This is a genomic window from Micromonospora sp. NPDC023644 (assembly GCF_040640115.1).
Classification (GTDB): Bacteria; Actinomycetota; Actinomycetes; order Mycobacteriales; family Micromonosporaceae; genus Micromonospora.
The window spans coordinates 1-17,261 of record NZ_JBFABA010000040.1 but is presented as its reverse complement, the minus strand read 5'-3'; the positions used below and the strand labels follow the sequence as shown (position 1 = coordinate 17,261).

At 77.5% G+C, this 17,261-nt stretch carries 2 protein-coding genes; both read right to left on the bottom strand.

The window, feature by feature from the left end:
* Nucleotides 1-6 precede the first annotated feature (6 nt).
* The gene (locus AB0G08_RS23200) at nucleotides 7-10,059 is read right to left on the bottom strand and encodes a type I polyketide synthase (protein WP_358091391.1); all 10,053 of its coding nucleotides are present in this window, start codon (nucleotides 10,057-10,059) and stop codon (nucleotides 7-9) included.
* A gap of 348 nt (nucleotides 10,060-10,407) precedes the next feature.
* On the bottom strand, nucleotides 10,408-17,253 hold the full coding sequence (locus tag AB0G08_RS23195) for an SDR family NAD(P)-dependent oxidoreductase (protein WP_358091389.1): 6,846 nt from the start codon (nucleotides 17,251-17,253) through the stop codon (nucleotides 10,408-10,410).
* Nucleotides 17,254-17,261 lie beyond the last annotated feature (8 nt).

Genomic DNA, 17,261 nt, shown 5'->3' with positions numbered 1-17,261 from the left:
GCCGGATCAGGCCGAGCCGAACTCTTCGTCCAGCAGGCTGAAGATCTCTTCGGCGGAGGCCGACTCGAGGCTGGCGCCCTCGTCGGCGGCGGAGTCCGCACCGGACTCGGTGTAGGTCCACAGGGAGAGCAGTTCGCGCAGCCGGGCGCCGACGGCGGCCCGGTCGGTGTCACCGGTGGCCACCGCGCGCATGGCGTGCTCCAGCTTGTTCAGCTCACCCAGCACCGTCAGCGCGGACGTGCTCCGCTCCGCCAGCAGCGCGCCGCGCAGGTACTCGACCAGCGCGGCCGTGGTCGGCCGGTCGTAGATCAGCGTGGACGGCAGCCGCAGCCCGGTGGCCGCGTTGAGCCGGTTGCGGAACTCGACCGCGGTCAGCGAGTCGAAGCCCAGCTCGACGAAGCCGCGCTCGGCGTCGATCGAGCGGATCGACGCGTAGCCGAGGACCGCGGCGGCGTGGGTGCGGACCAGGTCGGAGAGCACCTGGTCACGGTCGGCCTCCGCCGTGGCGGCGAGGGTCTCCCGCAGCGCCTCGGCCGGGTCGCGCTCGGCGGCCCGCACCGCGCCGGTCGTCGCCGGCCGGACCAGCGAGCGCAGCACCGGCGGCACCGCCGCCGGGCCGTGCCGGCCGATCAGCGCGAGGTCCAGGTTGACCGGTACGACCACCGGCTCGGCGAAGCGCAGCGCCTCGCTGAACAGGTCCATGCCCTCGTCGGCGCCGAGCGGGACGAAGCCGCCCCGGTTCATCCGGGCCTCGTCGACGTGCCCGGTCTGGCCGTCGCCGGTGTCGTTGACCCACGGGCCCCAGGCCAGCGAGAGCGCGGGGAGTCCCCGGTCGCGCCGGTGCTGGGCGAGGGCGTCGAGGAAGCAGTTCGCTGCCGCGTGGTTGGCCTGCCCGGGGCCGCCGAAGAGGCCGGCCGCCGAGGAGAAGAGCACGAACGCGGCCAGGTCCAGCTTCTCGGTCAGCTCGTGCAGGTGCCACGCCGCGTCGACCTTGGGGCGGAGCACGGTGTCGAAGCGGTCCGGGGTGAGGGCGGCCAGGACGCCGTCGTCGAGCACCCCGGCCGCGTGCACCACGCCGGTCAGCGGCAGGTCGGCGGGGATCTGGTCGACCAGCAGGGCGAGCGCGTCGCGGTCGGTGACGTCGCAGGCGACCACCCGGACGGTGGCGCCCAGCCCGGCCAGCTCGTCGACCAGCGCGGCGACGCCCGGGGCGTCCGCCCCGCTGCGGCTGACCAGCAGCAGGTGCCGTACGTCGTGCCGGGTCACCAGCCGCCGCGCCACGAGCCGCCCGAGCAGGCCGGTCGCACCGGTCACCAGGACGGTGCCGGCGGCCAGGTCGGGGCCGGGCACCTCGGCCGGGGGCGGGCCGAGCCGGGTCAGCCGGGGCACCCGGAGCTGGCCGGCGCGTACGGCGAGCTGGGGTTCGCCCGTGGCCAGGGCCGCCGGCAGCAGCGCGGCGGCCGAAGCGTCGTCGTCGACGTCGAGGAGCACGATCCGGTCGGGGTTCTCCGACTGGGCGGAGCGCAGCAGGCCCCAGGCGGTGGCGGCCGGCACGTCGGCGATCCGCTCGTCCGGCTCGACCCGCACCGCGCCGCGGGTGACGACCACCAGGCGGGCGGCGGCGAGGGCCTCCTCGGCGAGCCACTGCTGGGCCAGCGCGAGCATGCGGTGGGCGACCCGGTGCGCCTGGCGGGCCGGGTGCGGCTCGTCGGCGGCCGGTCCGACGCAGGTCACCACCACCGCGTCGGGTGCGGGACCGCCCGCGCGCACCTCGGCCACCAGCGCCGACAGGTCCGGGAGCCGGTCGGCGCCGAGCCAGTCGTCGCCCAGGGCGACCAGTCGGGACGTGCCGTCGGCGCGGCCTGTGGCGGGGGCGACCCAGTCGAGACGGTGCAGGGACCGGCTGGCCGACCGGCGGGCGGCGCTGAGCTGCTCGCCGGAGATGGGCCGCAGCACCAGACCGTCGACGGAGGCGACCGGCGTCGCGCCGGTGTCGGTGATCGTCAGGGCCACGGACCCGGCGTCGGTGGCGCGCAGCCGGATCCGCAGCTCGCGGGCGCGGGTGGGCCGGATGGTCACGCCGGACCAGGTGAACGGCAGGCCCGGGCGGATGTCGGGGCCGCCGTCGGGGGCCGGCGTCGCGCCGTCGGGGTCGCCGGCAGTCGCGCCGGCTGTGGCGCTGGCGCCGATGGCGTGCAGCGCCGCGTCCATCAGGGCCGGGTGCACCGAGAAGGCCGTGGCGTCGGTGGACGCGTCGGCGTCCAGGGCGACCTCGGCGAGGATGTCCGGGCCCGACCGCCACGCGGCGCGCAGCGCGCGGAACACCGGGCCGTAGTGGTAGCCCTGGGCGGCGAGCCGGGCGTAGAGCCCGTCGAGGGCGATCGGCTCGGCGTCGGCGGGCGGCCACACGGCCGCCGGTGCGGGCTCCGGGTCGGCGGTCTCGCTGAGCTGGCCGGAGGCGTGCCGCTGCCAGGCCCGGGATCCGTCGGCTCCGGTGTCGTCGTCGCGCCGGGTGTGGATGGCGACCGGCCGGTGCCCGGTCTCGTCCGGCGGACCGACGCGGACCCGCAGGTCGACTCCCCCCTCGGTGGGGATCGCCAGCGGCGCCTCCAGGTTCAGCTCGGCGACGGTCGCCGCGCCGGCCTGCCGGCCGGTCCAGGACGCCAGCTCCACCAGCGCCGTCCCGGGCAGCAGCACCGTGCCCAGCACGGCGTGGTCGGCCAGCCAGGGGTGGGTGGCGAGGGTGATCCGGCCGGTGAACAGCAGCCCCTCGTCGCCGGGCAGGTCGGCCACCGCGCTGAGCAGCGGGTGGTCGACCACGTCGAGGCCCACGGCGGGCAGGACCGAGCGGTGCGCGCCGGTGCGCTCCAGCCAGTAGCGGTGCCGGTCGAAGGCGTACGTGGGCAGGTCGACCGGCTCGGCCTCGGGCAGCAGCCGGCGGTGGTCCACCGCCAGGCCGAGGACGTGCGCGGTGGCGAGGCCGGTCAGCAGCCGGGTGGCCGCGTCGCCCGTCCCGCCGAGGGTGTCCAGGACGTGGCCGGTGGCGCCGGCCGCGTCGAGGACGGCGGCGACCCGGGCGGTCAGCGCCGGCTCCGGCGAGACCTCCACGAAGGTCAGGTGTCCGGCGTCGACGGCGGTGCGGAGGGCGGCGTCGAGCTGCTCCGGTCCCCCGGCCCGCTGGCCGGCGCCGAGGGTGGCCGGGTCGGCCCAGTGGTCGGCGCCGAGGGCGGCCGGGTCGGCCCAGTCCCCGGTGGCGGTGGAGGCCAGCCGGGCGGTTCCGGGCTGCGGGGCGATCCCCGCCAGGGCGGCGCGGAGGCCGTCGGCGTCCAGCTCGCCGGTGGCGGCCCGGGCCCGCAGCGCCACCGTCCGGGCGGCGTCGGGCAGGGACAGCAGGCCCGCCACGCAGGCGGCCACGACCTCGCCGTCGCCGTCGCCGACGACCGCGGCCGGGGTGAGGCCGGCGTGCCGCCAGACGGCGGCGAGCGCCACCCCGACGGCGAACCGGACGGGCCGGGCCAGCTCCGGCCGCTCGGTCCACGAGGCGTCCGCGCCGGTCAGCAGGGCGGCCGGGTCGACGTCGAGCCAGGGCGCCAGGGCCTGCCGGCACTCGGCGAGCGTGGCGTCGAAGACCGGGCAGCGGCCCACGAGTCCGGCCGCCGCGCCCGCCGGGGTGGCGGCCGGGAAGACGAACACCGGGCCCGCGCCGTGCTGGGCGACGGTGCCGGTCACCACGTTGCCCGCCGGGGTGCCGGCGGCCAGCGAGTCCAGGCCGGCCAGCAGGTCGCCGGGGGTCGCGCCGAGGATCGCGGCGCGCCGGTCGAACGCCGACCGGGTCGCGGCGAGGGACCAGCCGACCGCCGCCGGGGCGAGGCCGGGGTGTTCCCGCACGTGCCGGGCCAGCCGGGACGCCTGCGTGGCCAGGGCGGAGGCCGAGCGGGCCGAGAGCGGCCAGAGCACCACGTCGGCGGCGACCAGCCCCGCGGCCGGGGCGGGGGCCGGCTCGGCGTCGCTCACCTCGGCGTCGGTGGGCTGCTCGACGACCACGTGGGCGTTGGTGCCGGAGATCCCGAACGAGGAGACCGCCGCCCGGCGGGGCCGGGCGACCGCCGGCCACGGCCGGGACCGGGTCACCAGCTCCACGTCGCCGGAGGACCAGTCGATGTGTGGCGACGGCGTGTCCGCGTGCAGCGACGCCGGGACGGTGCCCTCCCGCATCGCCAGCACCATCTTGATCACACCGGCCACGCCGGCGGCGGCCTGCGCGTGGCCGATGTTCGACTTCACCGAGCCCAGCAGCAGCGGGCCGGCGTCGCCCCGGTCCTGCCCGTACGTCGCCAGCAGGGCCTGCGCCTCGATCGGGTCGCCGAGGACGGTGCCGGTGCCGTGCGCCTCGACGACGTCCACGTCGGTGGCCGCCAGGCCGGCGCTGGCGAGCGCCTGCCGGATCACCCGCTGCTGGGACGGCCCGTTGGGGGCGGTCAGGCCGTTCGACGCGCCGTCGGAGTTCACGGCGGAGCCGCGCACCACGGCCAGGATGCGACGGCCCTGCCGCCGGGCGTCCGAGAGCCGCTGCACGAGCAGCATGCCGACGCCCTCGGACCAGCCGGTGCCGTCCGCCGTGGCGGCGAAGGACTTGCACCGCCCGTCGGAGGCCAGGCCGCCCTGGCGGGAGAATTCCTGGAACGCCGTCGGGGTGGCCATCACCGCCACGCCGCCGGCCAGCGCCAGGTCGCACTCGCCGCGCCGCAGCGCCGCCCCGGCGAGGTGCAGCGCCACCAGGGACGAGGAGCAGGCCGTGTCGACGGTGACGGCCGGTCCCTCCAGCCCCAGCGCGTACGCGACCCGGCCGGAGATGACGCTGTGCGCGGCGCCGGTCATCAGGTAGCCCTCGACCCCCTCGGGGACCTCGGTCAGCCCGGTGCCGTAGCCGGAGGTGGAGGCGCCCACGAAGACGCCGGTGCGGGTGCCGCGCAGCGCGGCCGGGTCCACCCCGGCCCGTTCCAGCGCCTCCCAGGACGCCTCGAGGGTGAGCCGCTGCTGCGGGTCCATGGCGAGGGCCTCGCGGGGCGAGATCTCGAAGAAGGCGGGGTCGAAGTCCGCCACGTCGTAGAGGAACCCGCCCGCCGGGGGGTGGGTCCCCTCCGCCGGCTCGGGGATCTCCCAGCCCCGGTCGGTGGGGAACGGCGAGATCGCGTCCACGCCGTCGGCGACCAGCCGCCAGAACGCCTCCGGCCCGTCGACGCCGCCGGGGTAGCGGCAGGCCATGCCGACGATCGCGACGGGCTCGTCGGCGTCCACGACGACGGTCTGCGGGGCGTCGACCGGGTCGGCGCCGGACACCAGCTCACGCAGGTGCGCGGCCAGCTCGGCGGGGGTGGGGTAGTCGAAGACCAGCGTGGTGGGCAGCCGCAGGCCGGTGGCCGCGTTCAGCCGTCCCCGGAAGTCGACGGCGGTCAGCGAGTCGAAGCCGAGGTCCTTGAACGGGCGGCCGCGCAGCTCGTCGGGCGTGGCGTGGCCCAGCACCGCCGCGGTCTGCTCGTTGACCAGCTTCAGCAGCTCCCGCTCCTGCTCCGCCGCGGGCAGCGCCGCGAGGTGGCGCAGCGGCGCGGCGACCCCGCCCGTGGGCGTGGCGGCCTCCTCCTGCGCGACGAGCGCCCGCACCTGCGGCAGGCCGCCCAGGAACGGGCTGGGCCGGGCCACGGTGAACGCGGGGTGGAACCGGCTCCAGTCGACGTCGGCGACGGTCACGCAGGGCGTCGGTCGGCGCAGCGCCCGGTCCAGCGCGACGAGCGCCTTCTCCGGGTCGACCGGCGGCAGGCCCATCCGGTTGAGCTGCTCGGTGGCCACGTTCTCGGCGGCCATGCCGTGCGCGCCGCCCCAGGCCGTCCAGGAGACGGCGGTGGCCGGCAGGCCCCGGTCGCGCCGGTTGACGGCCAGGGCGTCCAGCAGGGAGTTGCCGGCGCCGTAGGCGCACTGCCCGGCGCTGCCCCACACGCCGGAGATGGAGGAGAACATGACGAACGCGCCGAGCTCGCGCTCGGCGAGGCAGGCGTCGAGGTGCAGGGCGCCGAGCACCTTCCCCGCGACGACGTGGGAGAACTCGTCGAGGGTGGTGTCGGTCAGCGGGGTGAGCTGGTCGGTGCCGGCGGCGTGCACGACCGCGGTCAGGTCGGGCAGCGAGTCCACCAGCTCCGCCACGGACCGCCGGTCGGTGACGTCGCAGGTGGCGACGGCGACCCGCCCGTCGGCGCCGTACGCATCGAGCAGGTCCGCCACGGCCGGGGCGGCGGTGCCCCGGCGGCTGGCCAGGACCACCCGCCCGACGCCGCGGTCGAGCAGCCAGCGGGTGACGTGGCCGCCGAGGGCGCCGGTGCCGCCGGTGACGAGGACGGTGCCGGACCACCAGTCGCCGGCGGGGGGCTCGTCCGCCGCAGGCGGGGCCGGGCTCAGCCGGCGGGCCCAGGTCCCGCCGGGCCGCACGGCCACCTGGTCCTCGCCGCCGTGGCCGGCCAGCACGGCGGCGAGCCGCCGGGCGGTGGCGTCGTCGACGGTGGCCGGCAGGTCGACCAGGCCGCCCCAGCGGTGCGGTTGTTCGACCGCCGCCGCCCGGCCGAGACCCCAGACCTCGGTCTGCAGCGGGTGCGCGACCCGGTCGCCCGGGGCCGCCGCCACCGCGCCGCTGGTGACGCACCACAGCGGCGCCACCAGGTCCAGGTCGGTCATCGCCTGGACCAGGGCGAGGACGCCGGCCGCGGCGAGGGTCACGCCGGGGTGCTCGGGCAGCAGCCGGTCCTGGCCGGCGACCACGGCGAGGACGCCGTCGACCGGCCGGCCGTCGATCTCCTCCCGCAGCCGGGCGGCGAGCGCCGCGCGGTCGAGGTCCGCCGCGCCGACCCGCAGCACCAGCGGCTCGGCGTCGCCGAAGAGCCCGGCCAGGCGGTCGGCCCACGCCGGGGCGTCGTCGGTCGGCAGCACGAGCAGCCAGCGGCCCGCCGGGGCGTCCGTGTCCTCGACCGGCACGGGCTGCCAGGTCACGTGGTACGACCAGCCGTCCACGAGGGAGCGTTCCCGCCGGGACCGGCGCCAGGAGGTGAGCACGGGCAGGGCCGGCAGCAGCGCTTGGACCTGCGCGTCGTCGTCCGGACCGACGCCCAGCTCGCTGCGGAGGGTGTCGACGTCCGCCTGCTCCAGGGCGGTCCAGAACTCGTCGTCGCCGTCGTGCGCGGCGGCGTCGGGGGCGGCGGGCGGCGGCTCGGGCCAGAACCGCTGCCGGCGGAAGGCGTAGCCGGGCAGGGGCACCCGCCCGGCGTCCGCGCCGACGAACAGCTCTGCCCAGCCCACCTCGACCCCGCCGACGTGCAGCTCCGCGAGGGCGGTGAGCACGGACGCGGGCTCGGGACGGTCCCGGCGCAGCAGCGCCACGGCGGCGGTGTCGTCGTCCGCGGCCAGGATGTCGCGGGCCAGCGCGGTGAGCACGCCGCTGGGGCCGACCTCCAGGAAGGTACGCACGCCCAGGGCGCGCAGCTGCTCGACGCCGTCGGCGAACCGGACCGCCTCCCGCACGTGCCGGACCCAGTAGTCGGCGGTGCGGATCTCGTCGGGGTCGGCGACCGCGCCGGTCAGGTTCGACACGATCGGCACCGCCGGCGGGTGCAGCTCCAGCCCGCGCACCACGGCGGCGAACTCGGCGAGCATGGGTTCCATCAGCGGGCTGTGGAAGGCGTGGCTGACCCGCAGCGGCCGCATCCGTACGCCCTGGTCCGCCCAGCGGCGTTCGAGTTCCTCGACGGCGTCGGCCACGCCGGAGACGACCACGGCGGTGGGGCCGTTGACGGCGGCGACGGCGACCTGGTCCTCGATGCCGGCCAGGGCGGCCCGCACCGCGTCGGCGGGGAGCTGGACGGCCAGCATCGCGCCGCCGGCCGGCAGGGCCTGCATCAGCCGACCCCGGGCCGCGACGAGCGTGGCGGCGTCGGGCAGCGACAGCACGCCGGCCACGTGCGCGGCGGAGAGCTCGCCGATCGAGTGGCCGAGCAGGACGTCCGGGACGATCCCCCAGCTCTCCAGGAGCCGGAACAGCGCGACCTCGACGGCGAACAGGCCGGCCTGGGTGTAGAGGGTCTGGTTGAGCAGCCCGGCGGCCTCGTCGCCCTCGGGCGCGAAGAGCACCGGGGCGAGCGGGCGGGGCAGGTGCCGGTCCAGCTCGGCGCAGACCTCGGCCAGTGCCCGGCCGAAGACGGGGAACGCGGCGGCGAGGTCACGGCCCATGCCGCTGCGCTGCGCGCCCTGGCCGGAGAAGAGGAACGCGAGCTTGCCGCCGCGCGAGCCGGCGCCGGTGACCAGGCCCGGGGCGTCGCCGTCGGCGGCGAGCGCGCGCAGGCCGTCGCTCAGGTCGGCGCGGTCGGCGGCGAGCAGCACGGCCCGGTGCTCGAGGCTGGCCCGGGTGCGCACCGACGACCAGCCGACGTCGGTCAGCCGCAGCTCGGGGCGGCCGTCGAGCCAGTCGGCCCAGCGGGTGGCCTGCGCGGCCAGCGACTCGGCGTCGCGGGCGGAGACCAGCACCGGCACGAGGCCGGCCCCGGTGACCGGGGCGGTGTCGGCGGCGTCCGGCACGGTGGCCGCGTCGGTCGCGGCGGCGGGGCCGTCCGGGGCGTCCGACGGGGCCGGGTCGGCGGCGGGCGCCTCCTCGATGATCACGTGGGCGTTGGTGCCGCTCATGCCGAAGGACGAGATGCCCGCGCGGCGGGGCTGCTCCCCGGCGGGCCACGGCTGCGGCTCGGTCACCAGCGACACCGCGCCGGCCGTCCAGTCCACGTTGGGGGTGGGCTCGTCGACGTGCAGCGTCGCCGGCACGGTCCCGTGCCGCAGCGCCATCACCATCTTGATCACCCCGGCCACGCCGGCGGCGGCCTGGGTGTGCCCGATGTTCGACTTGACCGAGCCGAGCCAGAGCGGCCGGTCCGCCTGCCGCCCCTGCCCGTACGTGGACAGCAGCGCCTGGGCCTCGATCGGGTCGCCGAGGGTGGTGCCGGTGCCGTGCGCCTCCACGACGTCGACCTGCTCCGGCGCGAGCCGGGCGCTGGCCAGCGCCTGGAGCACGACGCGCTGCTGGGACGGGCCGTTGGGGGCGGTCAGGCCGTTGCTCGCGCCGTCCTGGTTGACCGCGCTGCCACGCACCACGGCCAGGACGGGGTGGCCGTTGCGCCGGGCGTCGGAGAGCCGCTCGACGAGCAGCAGGCCGGCCCCCTCGCCCCAGGCTGTGCCGTCGGCGGCGGCGGCGAACGACTTGACCCGGCCGTCCATGGCCAGGCCGCGCTGCCGGCTGAAGCCGATGAAGGCGGACGGGGTGGACATGACGGTGGCCCCGCCGGCGAGCGCCAGGGTGCACTCCCCCTGCCGCAGCGCCTGGCAGGCCAGGTGCAGCGCGACCAGCGACGACGAGCAGGCCGTGTCGACGGTGAGGGCGGGGCCCTCGATGCCGAGCGCGTACGAGATCCGGCCGGACACGACGCTGGCCGCGGTGCCGGTGAGGATGTAGCCCTCGGTGCCGGGCGGCGGCTGCTGGAGCAGCCCCACGTAGTCCTGGCCGGTGGTGCTGGCGAACACCCCCACCTGGTGGCCGCGCAGCGCGGAGGGGTCGATCCCGGCGTGCTCGAACGCCTCCCAGGAGGTCTCCAGCAGCAGCCGCTGCTGGGGGTCCATGGCGAGCGCCTCGCGCGGCGAGATGCCGAAGAACCCGGCGTCGAAGTCGGTGGCCGAGTCGACGAAGCCGCCCTCGGCGACGTACGACGTGCCGGGGTGGTCGGGGTCCGGGTGGAACAGCCGCGCCAGGTCCCAGCCGCGGTCGGCGGGGAACGCGGAGACGGCGTCCCGACCGGAGGCGACCAGCTCCCACAGCTCCTCGGGCGAGCCCACCCCGCCCGGGAACCGGCAGGCCATGCCGACGATGGCGATCGGCTCCCGGTTGGCCGCCTCAAGCTCGCCGAGCTTCCTCCTGGTCTGGTGAAGGTCCGCCGTCACCCATTTCAGGTACTCCCGGAGCGTATCTTCAGTCGCCATTGACGCCACCTCTTCGGGCCGGAAAGAAACAGGCGGCCCAATACCGTCCACAGACGCCACAAGCCGCGAAGATCTAAGCCCATTCAGCCGACCACGAATTGCCAGACAAAAAGCGTTTCAGCCCCCACCAGGTCTTACGCGCCGGACGAAAGGTAATTGTCGCCGGACGGCGGTCACAACCCCTAGCCTGCCCCTACGGGTGCCCCTAGGCGGCGGGCGCGCAGGCTGGGCCGACCCGCCCTGCGAGCGGTCCGGCGCACCGCCCTCGCGGGGTGCGGCCGGGCGGGTGGTCAGGCCCGCCCGGCCGATCGTGTCACAACCGTCGACAACGGCCGCGCCACACCATTTCTAGATGCCCGGCAAATTGCCGCCGGGGCCGCCCAGCTCGCGGTGGATGAAATCGAAGATCTCGGCGTCCGTGGCGTCGTCGAGGGTGTGCGTGGCCGGTTTCTCCTCGACGGGGCCCCGGTCGTCGCCCCACCGGGCGACGAACGCCTGCAGCTGCACCAGCAGCTTCTGCCGGGTCAGCCGGTCCGGCGCGTCGGCCGCGAAGACGCCGTCGAGCCGGTCCAGCTCGGCGAGCAGCGGGGCGGCCGCGGCGGCGCCGTCCTCGACGAGCCGGTCGCGCAGGTGCCGGGCGAGCGCCGCCGGCGTGGGGTAGTCGAACACCACGGCGGCGGGCAGCTGGACGCCGGTGGCGGCGCGGAGCCGGTTGCGCAGCTCCACGGCCGTCATCGAGTCGAAGCCGACCTCGCGGAACGCGCGGTCGGGCTCCAGCCCCGCGCCCCCGGTGTGGCCGAGCACGGTCGCCGCCAGGCCGCCCACGAGTTCGACGAGGACGCCCTCCCGTTCGGCGGGGCTCAGCGGGCGCAGCCGCTCCCGCAGCGCGGTCGCCGCCTCGTCGTCCGCCGGCTGGCGGTCGTCGTCGGCGGGCATCGCCGCGCCCGCCTCGGGGACCCCGGTCAGCAGCGGGCACGGCCGCATCGACGCGAACGTCGGCACGAACCGGTCCCAGCGCACGTCGGCGACCACGAGCGCCGCCTCCGCACGCAGCGCCTGCCCGAACGCCTCGACGGCCAGTTCCGGGGGCAGGCCCGGCAGGCCGCGGCGGCGCAGCTGCGCCAGCTCGGCCGACTCGGGATCGTCGCGCCACGGACCCCATGCCACGGCGGTGGCCACCAGGCCGCCGTGCCGCCGGTTCGCCGCGAGGGCGTGCAGCAGCGCGTCGCCGGCGGACTGGCCGGCCCGGCCGCCCGCGCCCCACACCCCCGTGGTGGAGGTGCACAGCACGAACGCGTCGAGCGGCCGGTGGGCGAGCTCGTCGGCGTACCTCGGGACGTCACCGACGGTGGCGGCCAGGTCGGCGGCCAGGCCGGCGAGGGTCAGCTCGGCCAGGGGCACCGAGCCGGTCTCCGTCGGGACGTGCACGAGCGCGGTCACCGGTCGGCTCTCGGCGGCGAGCTGCTCCATCAGGTCACCGAGCTTGCCCGTGGCCGGCTCGGCCAGCGGGAGCACCTCGGCGCCCTGGCGGCCCAGCCAGTCCGTGGTGTGCCGGGCGAGGGCGCCGGTCCCGCCGCTGAGCAGGACGGTGCCGTTCGGGCGGTACCCGCCGCCCGCCGCCGGCCGCCCGGTGTCGCGGACCAGACGCCGGGCGTGCACGCCGCCCTCCCGGACGGCGAGCTGGTCCTCCCCGTCGACGTTGGTGAGGGCCCGGGTCAGGGCCGCGTACGCCGCCTCGCCGTGGCCCGCCGGCAGGTCGACGACTCCGCCGACGTGCCGGGGGTGCTCCAGCGCGGCGACGAGGCCGAGGCCCCACGTGGTGGCCTGCGTCGGGTGGACGACCGGTTCGTCGTCCACGGCGACGGCGCCGGTGGTGGCCAGCCACAGCGGCACGGGCGGGCCGGAGCGGCCGGTGTGCGCCTGCACGAGCAGCAGGTTCGCCGCCAGGCCGGTCGGCAGCGCGGTCTGCTCCGGGTGCGGCGCCTCGTCCAGCGCCAGCAGGGAGAGCAGTGCCGTCGGCTGGTGCGCGGCGGCGAGCCGGTCGAGGTCGGCGGCGAGGCCGTCCCGGGTGGCCGTGGCCGGGTCGACGGTCAGCAGGTGCACCGTCGCGGCGCCGGCGGTGAGGGCGGCGAGCACCCGGTCGGTGACCTGGTGCGGCGGGGCCACCACCAGCCAGGTGCCGGGGTCGGCGCCGGTCAGCGCCCGGTGCTCCCAGGTGACCCGGTACCGCCAGCCGGCCAGGGTGCCGTCGAGCTGCTGGCGGCGCCGCCACGACTCCAGTTCCGGCAGCAGGTCGCGCAGCGGCTGGTCCGGGTCGATGCCGAGCCGGTCCAGGTCGCCGTCGGTGACCGCGCGCCAGAACGCGTCGTCCACCGGGTCGGCGGCCGGGGTCGGGGCCGCGTCGAGGGTCGGCCAGTAGCGCTGCGGCCGGAACGCGTACGTCGGCAGCTCGGGCAGCCGGCGGGCATCCGGACGGGGGCCGGCCAGCACGGCGAGCACCGCCGCCCAGTCGACGTCCCGCCCGGTGCCGTCCAGGACGGCCAACGCGGACAGCAGGGCGGCCGGCTCGTCGACGCCGGCGCGCAGCGCCGCCACGGCCGTCCCGTCCTCGTCGGTGGGCAGCAGGCCGGCGGTCATCGCGGTCAGCACGGCCTGCGGGCCGAGTTCCAGGAAGGTGTCCACGCCCGCGTCGCGCAGCGCGGCGATCCCGTCGGCGTACCGGACGGCCTCCCGGACGTGCCGCATCCAGTAGTCGGGCGTACGGATCTCGTCGGGCTCGGCGAGCCGCCCGGTCAGGTTCGACACGATCGGCAGCAGCGGCGCGCCGAACGTCAGCCCGTCGAGGACGGCCCGGAACCCGGCCAGCATCGGCTCCATCAGCGGGCTGTGGAACGCGTGGCTGACCCGCAGCCGCCGGGTGCGTACCCCGCGCTCCTGCCAGAGGCGCTCCAGCCCGTCGAGGGCGTCGAGGGCCCCGGCGACCACCACGGAGGTGGGACCGTTGACGGCCGCGACGCCGACCCGGTCGGTCAGCCCGGCCAGCGACTCGACCACCGCCGCCTCGTCGGCGGCGACGGCGAGCATCCCGCCACCGGCGGGCAGGGCCTGCATCAGCCGGCCCCGGGCGGCCACCAGCGTGGCGGCGTCCGCGAGGGAGAGCACCCCGGCGACGTGCGCGGCGGCGATCTCGCCGATCGAGTGCCCGGCGACGTGCCCGGGCACCACCCCGAACGACTCGACCAGCCGGAACAGGGCCACCTCCAGCGCGAACAGCGCGGCCTGGGTGAACACCGTCTCGTCGAGCAGCGCGGCCTCCGCGCTGCCGTCGGCCGCGAACAGCACCGGCTTCAGCGGCTGCGGCAGCTGGTGGTCCAGCTCGCCGCAGACCTCGTCGAGGGCCGCCGCGAACACCGGGAACGTGTCGTACAGCTGCCGGCCGGCGCCGGGGCGCTGGGCGCCCTGGCCCGAGAAGAGGACCGCGAGGCCGCCCGCGCGCCGCCGGGCGGTGACCAGCGCGGGGTGCGCCTCGCCGCCGGCCAGGGCCCGCAGCGCGGCGACCCGGGTGGCCCGGTCGGCGGCGACCACGGTGGCCCGCTGGCCGAGGTGGGCCCGGCCGTCGGCGAGCGCCCAGGCGACCAGGTCGGCGGGGTCGTCGTCGGTCGCGACCCGGTCGGCCAGCCGGCCGGCCTGCTCGCGCAGCACGGGCAGGTCCGCGGCGGAGACCGGCCACGGCAGGGTCGCCTCGGGCCGTTCCCCGGCGGAATCGACCGGCTCCGGCCCGTCCGGGGCCTGTTCCAGGATCACGTGGGCGTTGGTGCCGCTGATCCCGAAGGAGGAGACGCCCGCCCGGCGGGGCCGGTCGTCGGCGGTCCACGGCCGCGCCTCGGTGAGCAGCGCCAGCGCGCCGGACGTCCAGTCGACGTGCGGGGTCGGCGCGTCGACGTGCAGGGTCGCCGGCAGCACCTCGTGTTGCAGGGCCAGCACCATCTTCATGAGGCTGGCGGCGCCCGCGGCGGCCTGGGTGTGGCCGATGTTCGACTTCACGGACCCGAGCCACAGCGGCCGGTCGGCGGAACGGTCCCTGCCGTACGTCGCCAGCAGCGCCTGCGCCTCGATCGGGTCGCCGAGGGTGGTGCCGGTGCCGTGCGCCTCGACGACGTCCACGTCGCCCGGGGTCAGGCCGGCGTTGTCCAGGGCCTGCCGGATGACCCGCTGCTGCGCGGGCCCGTTCGGCGCGGTGAGGCCGTTGCTCGCGCCGTCCTGGTTGACCGCGCTGCCCCGTACGACGGCGAGGATCCGGTTGCCGTCGCGCTGGGCGTCGGAGAGCCGCTGGAGCAGCAGGACGCCGACGCCCTCACCCCAGCCGGTGCCGTCGGCGGCCTCGGCGAACGCCTTGACCCGCCCGTCGGCGGCGAGGCCGCGCTGCCGGGAGAACTCCAGGAACGCGCCCGGGGTCGACATCACCGTCACGCCGCCGGCCAGGGCGAGGTCGCACTCGCCGCTGCGCAGCGCCTGCGCGGCCAGGTGCAGCGCCACCAGCGACGACGAGCAGGCCGTGTCGACGGTGACGGCGGGGCCGTGCAGCCCGAACGAGTACGCCAGGCGGCCGGAGACCACCGACGCGCCGTTGCCGGTCGCCTGGTAGCCCTCCACCTGGGACCGGGCGCCCAGCAGCAGGGTGGCGTAGTCCTGCCCGTTGGTGCCCATGAAGACGCCGGTGGCGGAGCCGCGCACCCGGTGCGGGTCGATGCCGGCGCGTTCGAACACCTCCCAGGTGGTGTGCAGCAGCAGGCGCTGCTGCGGGTCCATCGCGAGGGCCTCGCGCGGGTTGATCCCGAAGAACGCGGCGTCGAAGCCGGCCACGTCCCGCAGGAACCCGCCGCTGCGGGTGTAGCTGGTGCCGACCCGCTCCGGGTCGCTGTCGAACAGGGCGTCGAGGTCCCAGCCCCGGTCGGTGGGCATCGGCGTCACCGCGTCCACCCCGTCGGCCAGCAGCCGCCACAGCTCCTGCGGCGACGACACCCCGCCCGGGAAGCGGCAGGCCATGGAGACGATCGCGATCGGCTCGTCGGCCGGCGGCCGGACCGAGGTCACGCTGGCGGCGGCCGGGCCGCCGTCCGCGCCGACCACGATTTCGGTACGCAGGAAGCGGGCCAGTTCCGCCGCCGACGGGTGGTCGAAGACCACGGTCGACGGCAGGGTCAGGCCGGTGACCCGACCCAGCCGGTCCCGCAGCTGCACGGCGGCGAGGGAGTCGAAGCCCAGCTCGCGGAACGCCCGGTCGGCCGGCACCTGGTCGGTCGTGGGGTGGCCGAGGACCGCCGCCGCCTCCGCGCGGACGAGGTCGACCAGCAGCGCCTCCTGGCCGGTCGCCGGCAGGGCGACGAGCCTGGCCCGCAGCCCGTCGGTGGCGACCGCGCTCTCCGGCCGCTGCGGCTCCTCGGCGGTCGCCGGGGCGACCCGGTCGAAGAGGTGGCTCGGCCGCGCGGCGGTGAACGCCGTGACGAACCGGGACCAGTCGACGTCGACGATCACCGGCGCCGCCTCCGGGGCGTTCACCCAGCGGCCCAGCGCCGCGACGGCGGCGTCGGGCGCGAGCGGGGTGAACCCGCGGCGGCGCAGGCCGTCCGCGGTCTCGCCGGAGGCCATGCCGTCCTCCGCCCACGGGCCGTAGGCCAGGGCGGTGGCGGGCAGGCCGGCCGCCCGGCGGGCGGCGACGAGGGCGTCGAGCAGGGCGTTGCCGGCCGCGTAGCCGGCCTGGCCGCCGCCGCCCCAGACGCCGGCGACCGAGGAGAAGACCACGAACGCGTCGAGGTCCCGGCCCCGGCAGGCGGCGTCCAGGTGCACGGCGCCGAGCACCTTGCCGGCCAGGGTCTCCGACAGCTCGCCGTCGGTCACCTCGTACGCCGGGGTGGTGCCGCCGGACGCGCCGGCGGTGTGCACGACGGCGGTCAGCCCCGGCAGGCCGGCGACCAGCGCGTCGACCGCCGCCCGGTCGGTGACGTCGCACGCCACCACCCGCACCGCACCCAACTCGGCCACCAGTTCCGCCGCACCCGGCGCCGCCGGACCCCGCCGCGAGGCCAGCACCACCTCGGCCGCCCCGTTGGCCAACAACCAACGGGCCACGTGCCGACCCAACGCACCCGTACCGCCGGTCACCAGCACCGTCCCGGCGGGCCGCCAGCCCGACCCGGCGGGCGGCGCGGCCGGCACCAGCCGCCGGCCGAAGAGGCCGTTGCGGCGGACGGCCACCTGGTCCAGGGTGCCGTCGGCCAGGACCGCGACGAGCCCGGCGCGGGTGCTCCGGTCGGCGCGGTCGGGCAGGTCGACCAGGCCGCCCCAGCGGTCCGGCTGTTCGAGGGCGACGACCCGGCCCAGGCCCCAGGCCAGGGCCGCCCAGACGTCGTCGACCCGCTCCCCCGCCGTGACCGGCATCGCGGTCCGGCTGAGCGCCCACACCCGGCCCGGCAGGCCGGTGTCGGTCAGCGCCCGGACGAGGGTGAGCAGCACCGCCGTGCCGGCGGGCACCGCGGGCGTGTGCGCCGGCGGCCGGTCCTGACGGGGCAGGACGCAGAGCACCCCGGCCCAGCCCTCCCCGCTGGTCCGGCGCAGCCGTTCGCCCAGGTCGGCGCGGGTGAGGGTGGATGGCACGGTCAGCGAGTCCACCCTGGCGCCCGCCTGGGTGAGGGTCTTCGCCACGCCCGCGTCGGCGCCGCTGTCGGCGGTGACCACCAGCCACCGCCCGGCCAGTCCGGTCGCCGGGGCCGGCCGCACCGGCTCCCACCCGACCCGGTAGGACCAGCCGTCCAGTGCGGTGTCCCGGGACCGGAGCTGACGCCAGCGCGAGAGGACCGGCAGCGCCGGGCTGAGGGCGTCCAGTGCCTGGGGGTCGTCGCCGAGTTCGGCGGCGAGGGCGGCCAGGTCGCCACGCTCGACGGCGGCCCAGAACTCGGCGTCGCCGCCGTCCGGGGCGGCCTGCTTCGCGGGCGAGCCCTCGGGCCAGTACCGCTGGTGCTGGAAGGCGTACGTGGGCAGGTCGACCCGGCGCGCGCCGGTGTCGGCGAACCACGGCTGCCAGCTCACGGGAACGCCGTGCACGTGCAGCTCGGCCAGGGCGTGCAGGAGCGCGTGCGCCTCCGGCCGGTCCTTGCGCTGCACGGCGACGGCCAGCACGGCGTCGTCGGGCAGCACGTCGGCGG